12 protein-coding genes are annotated in these 13,648 nt (G+C 45.6%); 6 read left to right on the top strand and 6 right to left on the bottom strand.

The features are described 5' to 3' along the window. Position 1 precedes the first annotated feature (1 nt). Genes CWB99_RS19660 through CWB99_RS19640 form a run of 5 tightly spaced genes read right to left on the bottom strand, consistent with a single transcriptional unit; the run spans position 2 to position 5,213 of the window. Positions 2-1,624 carry an ATP-binding cassette domain-containing protein gene (locus CWB99_RS19660; protein ID WP_138553149.1) on the bottom strand — a complete coding sequence of 541 codons (1,623 nt, stop codon included), beginning with the start codon at positions 1,622-1,624 and terminating at the stop codon, positions 2-4. After that, complete coding sequence (locus CWB99_RS19655; RefSeq protein WP_138553148.1) at positions 1,621-2,304, bottom strand: glycosyltransferase; 684 nt, start codon at positions 2,302-2,304, stop codon at positions 1,621-1,623. Before CWB99_RS19655 ends, CWB99_RS19660 begins: the two co-directional genes overlap by 4 nt. An 8-nt stretch (positions 2,305-2,312) precedes the next feature. After that, positions 2,313-3,485, bottom strand: coding sequence for a radical SAM protein (locus CWB99_RS19650; RefSeq protein WP_138553147.1), 1,173 nt, complete (start codon positions 3,483-3,485; stop codon positions 2,313-2,315). Positions 3,486-3,502: 17 nt separating this feature from the next. Next, positions 3,503-4,603 carry a glycosyltransferase gene (locus tag CWB99_RS19645; protein ID WP_138553146.1) on the bottom strand — a complete coding sequence of 367 codons (1,101 nt, stop codon included), beginning with the start codon at positions 4,601-4,603 and terminating at the stop codon, positions 3,503-3,505. A 1-nt stretch (position 4,604) separates the two neighbouring features. Further along, complete coding sequence (locus CWB99_RS19640) at positions 4,605-5,213, bottom strand: hypothetical protein (RefSeq protein ID WP_138553145.1); 609 nt, start codon at positions 5,211-5,213, stop codon at positions 4,605-4,607. Positions 5,214-5,561: 348 nt separating this feature from the next. Here CWB99_RS19640 and CWB99_RS19635 point away from each other — a divergent pair, with 348 nt between their 5' ends. Continuing rightward, on the top strand, positions 5,562-5,879 hold the full coding sequence (locus tag CWB99_RS19635) for a hypothetical protein (protein WP_138553144.1): 318 nt from the start codon (positions 5,562-5,564) through the stop codon (positions 5,877-5,879). A gap of 885 nt (positions 5,880-6,764) precedes the next feature. Continuing rightward, positions 6,765-6,971: a hypothetical protein gene (locus CWB99_RS19630; RefSeq protein ID WP_138553143.1), complete on the top strand. Its 207-nt coding sequence runs from the start codon at positions 6,765-6,767 to the stop codon at positions 6,969-6,971. Positions 6,972-7,117: 146 nt separating this feature from the next. On the opposite strand, the gene CWB99_RS19625 is transcribed toward CWB99_RS19630, so the two are convergent. Then, a complete protein-coding gene (locus tag CWB99_RS19625) occupies positions 7,118-7,366 on the bottom strand; it encodes a hypothetical protein (protein WP_212748530.1) in 249 nt (82 codons plus the stop codon). Positions 7,367-7,731: 365 nt separating this feature from the next. Between CWB99_RS19625 and CWB99_RS19620 the strand changes: the two genes are divergently transcribed. From CWB99_RS19620 to CWB99_RS24435, 4 genes are all read left to right on the top strand, one after another. Further along, positions 7,732-9,909: a type I secretion system permease/ATPase gene (locus CWB99_RS19620; protein ID WP_138553142.1), complete on the top strand. Its 2,178-nt coding sequence runs from the start codon at positions 7,732-7,734 to the stop codon at positions 9,907-9,909. Continuing rightward, positions 9,906-11,228: an HlyD family type I secretion periplasmic adaptor subunit gene (locus CWB99_RS19615; protein WP_138553141.1), complete on the top strand. Its 1,323-nt coding sequence runs from the start codon at positions 9,906-9,908 to the stop codon at positions 11,226-11,228. The genes CWB99_RS19620 and CWB99_RS19615 overlap by 4 nt, the downstream gene beginning before the upstream one ends. 108 nt (positions 11,229-11,336) lie before the next feature. Beyond that, positions 11,337-12,569 (top strand): tetratricopeptide repeat protein, encoded by a 1,233-nt coding sequence (locus CWB99_RS19610; protein WP_138553140.1) that lies wholly within the window; start codon positions 11,337-11,339, stop codon positions 12,567-12,569. A 16-nt stretch (positions 12,570-12,585) separates the two neighbouring features. Further along, on the top strand, positions 12,586-13,648 hold a 1,063-nt coding region (locus CWB99_RS24435; RefSeq protein ID WP_212748529.1), incomplete at its 3' end, for a hypothetical protein.

Genomic DNA, 13,648 nt, shown 5'->3' with positions numbered 1-13,648 from the left:
CTTAGTGGGATTTGACCAGCGACAGCGGCTGTGCCGGATAAGGGTGAAGCTGACCATCACGCATCAGGTAATGGCTGTCACAACAATCAAAGTAAGCCTCGTCATGGGTGATCACAAACAGGGTTTTACCCATTTCTTTGAGTGTGGGTAACCACTGACGATAAAACACCTGACGGCTTTGCGGGTCGATATTGGCAGCAAATTCATCCAGCACCAGAATCGGCCGCTCTTCCATCAGCGCCTGCACCATGGCCAGGCGTTTTAGCTGGCCCGTCGACAGGCGCGTATTGGTAAAACGACCGTCACGAAACTGCACTTTGTCGCTCAGCGCAAGTTTGTCCAGCCATTGATTAATTTGCGCCTCGCCCATCGGCTGACCATAACGATTAGCAAATACCACACTGTCTGCGGAAATCCCTGCAAAGAGCTGCCGATAGGCCAGTAGCTGCCCCTTATCCAGCGCAGCGTTATCGAGCCAGACTTGTCCGCTTTTTGGCGTATACAGGCCACTCAGCAGACGCATAAAAGTGGTTTTACCGGAGCCATTGCCGCCGGAGATAAACACGATATCGCCTCGATTCACCGTCAGATTGATTGGCCCCACAGCGAACCCTTGCTGATACTCAAAGGTTAGCTTTTGCAGTATCAGCTGATGTGAAAACGAAGCCTGATTAAACGCCGCATTGTCTTCGCTCGCGTCACAGGCCAGTTGTTTAATTTCGGCCAGCTTATCTTGCGAGACCTGAAGCTGGCTGAGCACCCGAAACAGCTCCATGCTGCTGTGAAATGGGCTCACCATAAACAAAGTGATGATCACAAAGCTGATACTCTGCTGAGGCGACAAGGCAAACCACAACGGCGCGACAAATACCGCCACTGCCGCCAATAGATAAAGTGCAGCCATCAGCATCAGCTGATTATGAGCAAAGCGACATTCGGCCATGATTTTGTTGTGCTGAACGGCGGTGGCATCGCGACTCAGGTGCTGTTCATACAGGCTGTCATTGCGCAGCGCGTTTTGTTTTACTTCGCGGATCCCCATCAGCAGGTCGTGCAGATGAGTAAAAAAGCTGTCTTCGGCTTCTCTTGCACGCTCATATCCATGATGAATGCGCCCGAAGCGCAAACAATAGGCCGTCACTGCCAGCGCTATCAGTCCCAACGCCAGTAATGCGCCCAAAGGGGCAATCACAAACATGTATATCAATGCCGCAATCACGGTGAACAAATGGCCCACACTCAATGCGACGAACTGATTGAGCTGGCTGAGTGTGTTGGCATCATAAGCAATCGCCGAGAGGATCCGCTCCTGGCCAAACTGCTCTATCATCTGCAACCTGGCATGGCGCACCGCGTCGAGAATATCCAGCCGCACGGCCTTAATGGTGGTTTCGGTCAGCCGGATCACACTGCGCTGAAAAACCAACTGCACCACCACAAAGCCAATGAATGCCACAGAGAACCACACAGCCCCCTGAACCAGATTAGCCGGATTGCTGCTATCCAGTTGCAGTGCCATAGTGAAAGTGTGCAAGATCAAAATGGTGGTGCAAGCGCTTAAGCTGCTCAATAAAACTAGTTTTAGCGACAGCACCTGCCACAGGGCTCGGCATTTTTCTATCATGCTTGTCCTCCCAGACTGCGAGCATACAGGCGCGGCGAAAGCTGCCACAGTACGCCCCCAAGCAACAAGGAGCCGTAATAGCGTAAGTAACCATGGGTGCGAAATTTGCGCTCATTGTGGACAAAATAACAGCGCCCAAGCCATTGATAATGACCGCCCTGACGCTGACAACGCACGCCCAGGTCGGTATCTTCACCACGCAATAAGTCCGTGTTGAAGCCCCCTACCGCTTTAAACAAATCGGCCGACACAAAACAATTGCCGCCCATACTCAAATGGCGCCGATTAAAGCGGTTGATATCGGCCGCAACAAACCGACCGAGCCAGTGGCCGCTGTCACTTTTCAGTGGCGCGGTGCCATACACAGCTCTGTGACTGCCTTTGCCAAACTGAGCAACCTGCGCTGATAGCTGTGCACTGCACACGGTATCAGCATCGAGAAACAGCAGCATATTGCCACTTGCCTGTGCAGCGCCAAAATTACGCGCCGCAGCGGCACTGCCTGCTGAGATAGTAAATACTTGCTCAGTGTAGGCCCTCGCCACCTGTACAGTTGCATCTAAGCAGGAATCACAGACCACGATCAGCTCAGCATCCAAAGGCAACTGTTCAACCAATCGCGGCAAGGTAATTGCTAATGTTTTTGCTTCATTGTGGGCCGGCAAGATCACAGACAACATACGCACCTCTAGAGCAAAAAGTTATGCGCATCGGGGCAAGCATTAAGCACTTTAAGGCTCTGCTGACGCATTGTTTTAGCCGCTCGTTGATATGGCTCGGAAGCAATTAACTCCTCAATGGGCGTGTCGAGCACATTACCAAAGACCAGATCAGGGAACTGCTTGGTCATCACCAGCTTGCCACCAATATCAACATCCAGTTTCACACCCATTTTGAGATAATGTGGCCGAGCCGGCATTTTGCCGCGATAGTACTGACGAATTTCATCAGCATCGTAGTCTGGCCCGAATAGCACCGGGATCTGCGCAGGATACGCACGCAATCTGTCTATGGTCTCGATTACCTGCTCAATGTAGTCCGGGCGGAAATCACCCATATCGAACCCGGTATACGAATTTGGTACTGTGTCATAGTCCTCACAAAAACGGTGATATTCACTGCGCGCCATCATGTCCACCACCCACAGGTGGTTGTAAATCATCCAGTCGACACCCGCTTGCTCGCATTCATTCAGTAACTCAGTCGCTCTGTCCAGGTTCTTGGCCATCATGGTGTTTTCCACCCCAATCAACCATTGTTTGCCTTCTTTTTTACCCTCTGCCAGCAGCTTAATACCGGCCATGGTTTTGTTGTAGGTGCCTTTGCCCCGGATCGAGTCATGGATGTCTTTTGGTCCGTCGATGGAAATTAAAAAGGCCAGCTGATCGTGATACTTGCTCAGCACCTCAAAGTGACGCTTGATCATCAGACCATTGGTACAGATATAAATAAAGCATCCGGCTTCTGCCAGACGGCTGAGAAACTTTGGAAAGTCAGGGTGTAAGGTAGGCTCACCACCGGTTAATATAATGTCGCAGCGCTGACGCTCAACAAAATCAAACAGGTGCCCACTCTGATCATAAGGAATGGCGGTGGGATCCAGGCCATGGTGAAAACCGGTTTCACGCCACTGAAAGCACTGTTCACAGCGCAGGTTGCAGCTACTGGTCATTTTAATTACCAGCTTGCAGATATTGTCTGCTTCAACTTTTCCGCTCGCGGCATAGCGTCTCAAGGCATTAGCCACACGCTCGGTACTGGCCTGGTGATGAGCGGTAAAGCCCGGATTTCTGGCCATAAAGTTTTGGTGTGCTTGCGGTAATTCGCTGACCGCTAGTTGCGTGGCTTTTTTAGTCCACATATTCGACTCCTACAATCTTATCTGCTACTTGCGAGTAAATGATGACAAATCTGTTGTGATGCATTGGCATTAACCAAAGAGGCTGCTCGCATGGCCGTCTGCCTGCGCAGCTCGGCAGATGTCTGCAAGCGGCTGAGCAACTCGCTCAGCTCCTGCTCGCACTGAGCATTCAGCGCAGCGCCCTGTGCGACAAACACCGCGCGGTTGTGTTGCTCCTGCCCGGGTAAAGCGTCATGAATGATCAAACAGGTATTAGCCAGCGCCGCCTCTGTCAGCGTCAGGCCACCTGCTTTTGTGATGATGATGTCGGCTTGCGCATAAAACGGCTGCATGTCAGACACAAAGCCAGTCAGCTCTAGTCGCTGCTGTGTAATATCATTGCTAAAACGTATTTTCAGCTGTTCATACAACGCCGTATTCTGACCACAAATGACTGTTACTTTGCCAAACTGCGCTTGTGCCAGTAGTAGCGCAACCGTAGAGGCAGAAATGCCCAATCCCCAGCCGCCGCCACACAGCAAAACACTGAGTCTCGCGCCACATGCCTGGACTGCAGTTTTAGATGAAATAGTCAAATCCTGCGTGCCCTCAGTGGGGATACCCAGAGGTAAAATGATGGTCCCCTGGGCACGATGCCAGTCCAGTACAGGATGGTCGTACTGATGAGAAATAAACAGGCGTGTTAAAGGGGTACGCCAGCCGTTGGAAATTTGATAGTCGCCCAGTACACCACTGATCTCAATCTCGTGCCCTGCCAGTTTGGCAAAGTAGCGGGCGAAAAAAGCGCCATAGTAACTACATGCCACCACTTTATTGTGACGACGCAGCACTGCTTTGGCTTCGCTCAGCTTATTGTTGCCCTTGAGCGCCAACCATACCGGTAACAGCCGATAGAGAAACGGGTAGAACCAGCGACTGGCATACAACTTACTGTGATGCTGCTTGCCCGACATACACCACTCATAGTATTGGCCAAATAGTATGTCGGATAACCACTGTGGTAACAGCTCTGACACCGACATCAGCTCGACCAGTTCACCTTGTCTGCGAAAGCTGTTCGCCAGCGCCAGTGCCAGTGCTCGCGAGCCTGCACCAGATTCAACATACAAAAGCAGCATATTACTGAACTCGCTCAAGTGGACGAGTGGTGTTTAACCACAGTGCCCTGACCTCAGCCAGCTCCAGTTTCATCACCACCATATCCTGTTTCGGCCCGTAGAAACTCTCAAAACGTCCAAGCGACGTGAACTGTAAAGAATGATAGATATTGAGAATATTTGACTGCTCAGTATCGGCGAAGACCTCGATGTACAACTCTTCGTAGTTGGTCTCTTCCAGCAATACCTTGAGCGTATCAAGCAGCATCGCCATTTTTACCAGAGGCGACACATTCTGATCAGCAACAAACCAGCCACCCCAGACAATGCTTTTTGGATCCCACAACCGATAGTGATAGCCTGACATGCCAATCAATTGCTCGTCCTGCTTAAAGCACCAGTAGTGACGACCATTATCGATGCCCGCAGCCAGACAACGACGGTGAAAGTCGATGGTACGTATGGTGTCTTCATTGAGACCATCGACCATGGCGTGCTCAATGAACTCTAGTTGCTCATCACCAAATGACACCGCTGTCTTTTTAAGCCCTTGATGATTCATAAAGCGCTCGGTACGGCGCATTTTTTGTACTAAAAGTTCTGCTCTGCGATCTTTAAATTGCTGTTCCATATCCGGCCACCCATTTTGTTGCTGTGCTCTGATAGCCTGCAAGTTATTATAATTATTAGATAAAATCGCTTATGAAAAAGTGATGAATGGTTACGAGAGCACAATGAACACTGAGCAATGGTTATTCTAACTGATGATAAAACAGCCCATTTCAATACTATTAACATGGACTTTTTTGCTTAACATTGGGCGGTGAATGCCTTCATGATTCTGGTCAGGAAATGCGTGTTGTTCTGTATGACATGATCCGGCATTTTACGCTAGAAAATGACCTGTTAAGCTGACTGAGCGACACAACCCAATACCTTCTTGTAGCTCAGAAAAACATCCAGTCACTGTAGCTCCGTCATGCCGGCCTTGAACCAATATCTATTTGCAGACGACTACTTTGCCAGACAATACACACTCACCCCTCGTCATGCCGGCCTTGAGCCGGTATCTATTGGCAGGCGACTATTATGCCAGACAACACACACTCACCCCCGTCATGCCGGCCTTGAGCCGGTATCTATTGGCAGACGACTGTTATGCCAGACAACACACTCTCCCCTTCGTCATGCCGGCCTTGAGCCGGTATCTATTGGCAGACGACGGTTATGCCAGACAACACACTCTCCCCTCGTCATGTCGGCCTTGAGCCGGTATCTATTGGCAGACGATTGTTAGTTCGAGAAATACGTCATTAATGGCGTGGTCTTCAGCAAGATCCCGTGTCGAGCACGGGATGACGGATGAAAAGGCTCAGCTTTGCACTTTACCGTAAGACATCTGCAAAGGCTGGGCTCTGCAATCAAACACAGACCCTGATTGAAACACGGACACCTGATACGCACACTCTCCCCTTCGTCATGTCAGCCTTCAGCCGGTATCTATTGGCAGACGACTGTTAGTTCGAGAAATACGTCATTAATGGCGTGGTCTTCAGCAAGATCCCGTGTCGAGCACGGGATGACGGATGAAAAGGCTCGGCTATGCACTTTATCGTAAGACATCTGCAAAGGCCGGGCTCTGCAATCAAACACAGACCCTGATTGAAACACGGACACCTGATACACACTCTCCCCTTCGTCATACCGGCCTTGAGCCGGTATCTATTGGCAGACGATTGTTAGTTCGAGAAATACGTCATTAATGGCGTGGTCTTCAGCAAGATCCCGTGTCGAGCACGGGATGACGGATGAAAAGGCTCGGCTTTGCACTTTACCGTAAGACATCTGCAAAGGCCGGGCTCTGCAATCAAACACAGACCCTGATTGAAACACGGACACCTGATACGCACACTCTCCCCTCGTCATGCCGGTCTTGAGCCGGTATCTATTGGCAGACGACGGTTATGCCAGACAACACACTCTCCCCTTCGTCATACCGGCCTTGAGCCGGTATCTATTGGCAGGCGACTGTTAGTCCGCGCTACGCACCAACTACGGAGCAGCCAAAAGCATAAAAGTCCCTAAATCTTATCCAAATAAGTCTTGCACTCATTAAGCAGCTGAGTTAGGTTACGGATGTACACGGCGTGTACATATAATTTTAATAAACAAGGAATTGATGATGAAATTAAAATTAAATAAAAAGAAAATGAAGGCTTTATCAGCAGATAACACTAATCTACCTGCCAACATGACACCTAATGTAGCAGGTGCCGGTGCTCTAACTCCAGCATGTGAAACTACAAACCCGAGTGGATTCGGGCGTACTCACTGCATTGAGTTCTCTTGCCACCAGGGTAAAGAGTTTACATGTGGCCCAACACTGTAATGACTGTTTTCAATTCTGATAATTGAAAATACACAGAGCACCTCAACGAGGTGCTTTTTGATCTAGTCTCAGTTCAATTCTGACTTGCTATTAGCAAACTTAGCAGCGCAATATCATTGGCCGTCTTCTTTAACCAACAGGCAGGCTCACCGCTTAGGACATACCACTTTCTCTGCCTTCAGGTGATACATCTCAATGTCAGGATGACTGAAAAACCCCACTTCCCAGGGATTTTTAGAGATAAACAGCTCTCTCACTTCAATAAACAAAGCACTGTTGGTGGCTACCTGATGCACCCGCCCGGTAATAATGGAATAGTTCCACTCTACATAGTTTTCAAAGGTAAAGCTGGCACGATTGTCGATGGCAAAATAGCACTGGTTATCCCACTTCATCAAGCTGGGCGCAAAGTGCTCACTCTATGCTCAATGGATTAAGGATGACTACGAGTAGTAGGGTTGGTCCTTTATACTCTCCCATGAATACGCACTGAATATCTGAAATCTGGATTATAAAGAGCTTTACCACCATACCTATACGCATTTTAATAAAAAAGTACTGTTTTCACATTTGGTACTATTGTATTATTTATAGAGACTTATCGTTAGAGTGATTCGCTGAAAATATTTAATCAGCTTGTTTCTTAAAAAGAACAAAAAAATAACAAACCATCGATTGTGCGTAGTTTTTTTGCTCACCTCTTCTTATAAACATAACCACTATAAATTTATTTACACAGTAAAAGTCACATGAGGTAGTTGTGAACAATAACGAGCAAGATATATTCTTATCTGGCCTACAATGCATTGCCCTATTGGGCAAATTCCACCAAATCAATGTTAATACCGACGAGCTATACACCAAATATAACCATCAAAAAATGACTGAGCTTGCTCTAACAGAGACTCAGCTTCTGCGTGCAGCAAAGTCAACGGGGTTTAAAGCAAAATTCATTTCAATCGACATCGATAATATTAATGAACACAGTTTGCCTGCTATTGCCCAAAAAAAAGATGGTCATTTTTCGATCATCGCAAAGATTAATGACAAAGGGGTTTTGATACATGACTTGTCTATAAGCAATGCACCCGAAGTAATAAGCTTTCATGATTTTGAGCAATCTTTTACTCACAGTTTTCTATTTTTATCACCTAGAAAGCAAGCGCTTTCTGAAAAAGCAAAGTTTGGTATCAAATGGTTTGTTCCGGCAGTTAAAAAGTATAAGAAACTTTTTATTGAGGTATTAGTTGCATCATTTTTTATACAGCTTTTTGGCTTAGCTTCACCAATATTCTTTCAAGTAGCCATTGACAAAGTCATGGTACATAACGGCCTTACAACATTAAATGTATTAGCTACAGGTTTTTTCTGTGTCATATTATTTGAAGTGCTGCTTTCAGCCATCCGAGCCTTCTTGTTTAGCCATACAACCAATAGAATAGATGTCGGGCTCGGCAGTGAAATTTATCAGCATATGTTAAAGCTGCCATTAGCCTACTTTAAATCGCGGAGAGTGGGCGATACCGTAGCTAGGATAAAAGAGCTCGATAGTATTCGAGAGTTTATGACAGGTACTTCACTCACCCTGATTTTAGACCTGCTTTTTACATTCGTGTTTTTTGCGGTGATGTTTTATTACTCCAGCGACCTTACATGGATTGTTGTTGCTAGCCTCCCCTTCTACTTTGTGATTGCATACTTGCTAGGCCCCTCTATTCGTAGCACATTAGAGAAAAAATTTAAGCACAGCGCGGAAAACCACTCATATTTAGTAGAGTCAGTGCATGGGGTTGAGACTATTAAGTCGATGGCCGTAGAGCATACAATGGGTAACAAGTGGGATGAAAAATTAGCACAGTATACAAATGTGTCTTTTAAAGCATTTCAATTGAACAACTTATATAGCCAAACTTCAAATTTTATCACTAAAACTGTCGGCTTATTAATTTTATATTTTGGCTCACTGGCCGTAACCGAGGGAACTTTAACCATTGGCCAGTTCATTGCCTTTAACATTCTGGCACAGAGAATTGCCGCACCTATTATGCGATTTGCCAGTGTATGGCAAGACTTTCAACAGGCAAAAATTTCTATTGAACGTTTAGGTGATGTGCTTAACACACCGACCGAATCCGGCACAAATAGCAAGTTAGAACTGCCCAAATTACGGGGAGAAGTCATTTTTGAACATACTTGTTTTAGCTACTCGCCGGAGCGAGCCAATGTATTAAATGATATCAATCTAAAGGTCTCTGCTGGAGAGGTAATTGGGTTAGTAGGACGTTCTGGATCTGGAAAAAGCTCCCTAACTAAACTAGTACAAAGACTATATTTACCAAACTCGGGGCGAATTTACATCGATGGCGTTGATATCAATTTGATCAATCCTGCTTGGTTAAGGCCTAGAGTCGGTGTTGTGCTACAGGAGAATTTTTTATTTAGCGGCACGATTCGTGAAAATATCGCTCTTTCGGATCCTTCCGCTTCACTTGAAAGAGTGATTGAAGCTGCGCAATTAGCGGGGGCTGAAGAGTTTATTTTAAAACTACCTGAAGCCTACGATACCCAAGTTGGTGAGCAAGGCTCAGCCTTATCAGGCGGACAGCGTCAGCGTTTAGCTATCGCAAGGGCACTGTTGTCAAACCCTGCAATACTCATTTTTGATGAAGCCACCAGTGCTCTTGATTATGAGTCTGAACGCATTATTCAACAAAATATGCAAAAGATAGCCAAAGGCAGAACCGTTTTTATAGTGGCGCATCGCTTGTCGGCCGTTAGAGACGCTGATCGTATCTTGGTACTAGACAACGGCCGTATCGTTGAACAGGGTGCGCATAAACACTTACTAAAATTAGAAGGTATTTATGCACATTTAGCAAGCCTGCAAGATAACACGGTCGCGCAATCAAAAACGCCCAAAAGAGCGAACGTATCATGAGCAAATTAATTGTAAATACCAAGCTCATTGAGTTCTTACCCCCAGTATTAGAAGCGCAAACTGCTCCGCCGCCTAAACTGGTGCGCGGCGTACTTTGGGTACTCGTTGCCTTTTTTAGTCTAGCAATCATTTGGGCCATAATTGGGCGAATTGATATTGTGGCAAAGGCACAAGGTCAGTTAATACCGCTTCAAAAAGTCAAGGTTATCCAACCACTCGAAACGGGCTCAGTTCAGGAAATACATGTTAAGGATGGCGACAAAGTAACTAAAGGCCAGCTACTCGTGTCGTTAGAGCCTGTACTGGCTGAGTCAAATTATAGGCAAACCCTGCAATCGCTGACTAATTTTGAGCAGCAGCGGTTAAGACGGCTAAAGCTCCTACAGTTAATACAAAACCCGCCAACATTAGATGATGCGAGTTCAGCGTTAACAGCGGAGCATAAACAACTATTAAAGGCCGAGTTTATACAATATCAGAATGAACAAGCCGTGTATGAAGCAAAACTCTCAGAGCTAGAAGCGCAGCTTGCTGGCGCAAAAGCCAAGCTTGTGCAGTTAGACAAAATTTTGCCTTTGCTCATCGAGCGTGTTGACTCGCTTGAATCGTTACAAGACCAAAAACTTGTTGCTCGATCCACATACTTAGAGCTTAAGCAGCAAGCCGTACAGCAACAAGAGCAACGCCTAATTGAACTAACCAATGTGAGTTCAATTAACCATGCCATTAAAACAAACGCTCAGGAGCAAAGAACCCACTCAACAGAGCTTCAAAAATTGCTTCACTCAGAAATTAGTCAAATCAACGAAGAAATATTAACGCTGCAACAAGAGCTTGAAAAGCAACAGTACCTAACGGAAAAAAATCAATTGTTAGCGCCTGTAAGCGGCGTAGTTGAGGCATTGCAACTATCGACCATAGGAGAGGTTGTCACCCCGGCGCAGCAATTATTAACCGTAGTACCTGACGATGATGAGCTTATTGTGAATGCACAGCTATTAAATAAGGACATTGGTTTTACCTTTGTGGGACAAGACGCTGTAGTAAAGATAGACAGCTTTCCCTTTACCCGATATGGCTCTATCTCGGGTGAAGTGATTGAAGTATCGACCGATGCAGTTAAAGACGACCAACTCGGTTTGTATTTTCCGATTAAAGTGCGATTGCACAATCAGCACATTAATGTGGAAAACAGGGAGGTCCCCTTAAGTGCAGGCATGAGCGTTAACGTTGAAATTAAAACCGGCAATCGCCGCATCATAGAATTTTTACTGTCGCCCATTATTCAGCACTTAGATGAAGGGGCGAGAGAGCGTTAATTCAGGATAAACAGAAGTGCAATTTAAAAAGCAAATTTTAAAACAGCTAGAAAATATAAAGTATAAAACCTTAAATGAAGAATAGAATTATATTAAAGAATAAATAACATGTATAAAACATTACTAATCACGGGGTTAGTTACAACAACTTTCAGTTTTAGCTTGTATGCTCAAGCTATTGATTTCCCCGAATCAAAACGCGCTTTAAATGAGCTTTGTATAACACTGTATAGTCAAAAAGATTACCTAAATGCACAATCTTGCTTTACAGAACAAGTGAACCGTAATGAGAAAAACTATCATGCTTTAGGTAATTTAGCCCTTGTTAAGATAAAAAATGGGGATTTTAAAGGGGCTATAGAGACCGCTGATATTGTTTTGCAGCAAAGTAACAACAGAAAACAACAAGCCAGCGCAGCCTATAACCAAGGACTTGCTTATGAGCGTTTGAAAAATAAAGAGGCTGCGCTCGCCGCTTACACACTATCTGTTCAGCTTTTTTCGACCAAAGTCAGAGCAGACAGCGTTCAGCGACTCACGCGTGCTATAGCTGAGCCCAAACAGAACGCTGAAATTACTAAGCAGCCAGCAACCAAAACATACACACAACATCATGCTGGTAATAAGCTGCACCTGCCACGTTTTAAACTCTCCAGAAATCATTTGGATAATGGGTTGTGTGAAGCCTTTTTGGCTGAGCTTAACCGAAGCCCGTGGGATGAATTACTGTCCTGTAAATTACCTACCATACATAACCCGGATATTAGAGAGTTGGTGTTTACCCCTATCGAAGGGGAAAGAATTAAAGAAATTGACCAACTGATATACCGCGGCAGACAGGCTTGGGAGCAAGCTTGGCCTGAGAGAGAAAAGGATTACCAACTAGGCTACTTCCGACTCGGTGAAGCGTTTTTTGATGCCAATAATGATGGCAAGAAAGAACATGTCATTCGAAGGTTAATGCCTCTACAAACTTGTAGACCGCTTGAAAAAGGCGAGGCAGGGAATGATGTGGATGTTGTTAGTATGTCAAGGAGCCGAGTTAAGCAATGGGAAGCCATGACAAAAAAACAACAGTTACAGCAAGCAGAAATTAACGGTTTTTACAGTAGTTACACCATTTTAGAAAAGAATTATAAAAAAGGTACTTTTAGTGCTAAAGGCCGACTTTTAATATATCAGGATAAAATATATCCAACTTACCCTAGCGGGATGAGCTTTAAGAATATACCAGACCTTAATCATAGCACCTGGTTTTCAATTGCTGAATTTTCAGGATATATCAGTTCAAAAAACACCTACGGTGCCACTCCGGTATGTTCTTATAAGTTAAATAAATAAAGATTAGAAGATTAAAATGAGTTTATTCACCGAAATTAAAAACCATGAAAGCGCAGTCACAACTATCTATATCGACTCAAAAGGCATTCCGACCATTGGCGTCGGTTTTAACCTTAGAGAAGAAAAAGTACTAGAGGCCATACTCGAACAGTTTAATTACTCTACAACATCTCTATCAGAGGCGGACTTTAATACATTAAAATTAAGTTTGGAAACTATATTTAGAAGGGAATGGACAGAGTCTAATAAAGATGACCGAATAAAAGAAGTCAACGAGGTATTAAAAATTTACCAGGCGGATGAAAAACGGCTTGATAACTCCATTCCAGAGGAAACCTTTGCTTTTCCTGATGACACCAGCAGTATGGAAGCTGTATTCAATGACATCCTGCCTACTTACCAAAAGCTGGCAATTGATGGACTAGATAATAATCTGGATGGAGACAGAGTTGCTGCACAAGCCGTATTTGATGGTTTATCCGACACGAGAAAGGCGGTGCTGATTTCTTTGACCTTTAATGGTGGCTCTCCTATGGTGGGGCCAGGTATCTCAAAGGCATTGAAAGATAAAAACTGGGCTGAAGCATACTACCAAATCGCTTATTCAAGTAACTCAAACACCGTTAATGGTGAAAAAGTACGCATAAATGGTTTGCATAATCGCAGATTAAAAGAAGCGTCAGCCATGATTGAAGGGATCTCGATTGATGACAAGCAAAAACTTTACGAAAAGCTATATGAAAAAAGAGCAGAAATCACAAAATACATTGATGAGTTGCAAGCTGATAAAACAAATAATGTTTATGAGCCAATAACTAAAGCCAGACGTGATGAACTATTTGCTGCCCTTAATGATCAAATGACGACTTTAGCCGCTGAGCTTGCGGCAGAAAATATAGAAGTTACGGCATACACTTTTAAAAGTGCAATTGATGATTCAGGTAACCCTGGAGATGGTGGCTCAGGCGACAATGGCTCGGGTGACAATGGCGGTGGGGGGAAGGGGGGTGGTGGGAAGGGGGGGGGGGGCGTGGGGGCGTCGGGGGTGGGGGGGGGGGGGGTTGGGGGGGGTGGGGGGG

This window comes from Pseudoalteromonas rubra (assembly GCF_005887095.1).
Taxonomy (GTDB): Bacteria; Pseudomonadota; Gammaproteobacteria; order Enterobacterales; family Alteromonadaceae; genus Pseudoalteromonas; species Pseudoalteromonas rubra_E.
This window is presented reverse-complemented; position numbering and strand designations above follow the sequence as displayed.

What these genes read in the sequence shown, in the direction of transcription:
- CWB99_RS19660 (WP_138553149.1), bottom strand. Translation starts at nt 1,624, where the DNA reads ATGATAGAAAAATGCCGAGCCCTGTGGCAGGTGCTGTCGCTAAAACTA.
- CWB99_RS19655 (WP_138553148.1), bottom strand. Translation starts at nt 2,304, where the DNA reads ATGTTGTCTGTGATCTTGCCGGCCCACAATGAAGCAAAAACATTAGCA.
- CWB99_RS19650 (WP_138553147.1), bottom strand. Translation starts at nt 3,485, where the DNA reads ATGTGGACTAAAAAAGCCACGCAACTAGCGGTCAGCGAATTACCGCAA.
- CWB99_RS19645 (WP_138553146.1), bottom strand. Translation starts at nt 4,603, where the DNA reads ATGCTGCTTTTGTATGTTGAATCTGGTGCAGGCTCGCGAGCACTGGCA.
- CWB99_RS19640 (WP_138553145.1), bottom strand. Translation starts at nt 5,213, where the DNA reads ATGGAACAGCAATTTAAAGATCGCAGAGCAGAACTTTTAGTACAAAAA.
- CWB99_RS19635 (WP_138553144.1), top strand. Translation starts at nt 5,562, where the DNA reads ATGCCGGCCTTGAACCAATATCTATTTGCAGACGACTACTTTGCCAGA.
- CWB99_RS19630 (WP_138553143.1), top strand. Translation starts at nt 6,765, where the DNA reads ATGAAATTAAAATTAAATAAAAAGAAAATGAAGGCTTTATCAGCAGAT.
- CWB99_RS19625 (WP_212748530.1), bottom strand. Translation starts at nt 7,366, where the DNA reads ATGAAGTGGGATAACCAGTGCTATTTTGCCATCGACAATCGTGCCAGC.
- CWB99_RS19615 (WP_138553141.1), top strand. Translation starts at nt 9,906, where the DNA reads ATGAGCAAATTAATTGTAAATACCAAGCTCATTGAGTTCTTACCCCCA.
- CWB99_RS19610 (WP_138553140.1), top strand. Translation starts at nt 11,337, where the DNA reads ATGTATAAAACATTACTAATCACGGGGTTAGTTACAACAACTTTCAGT.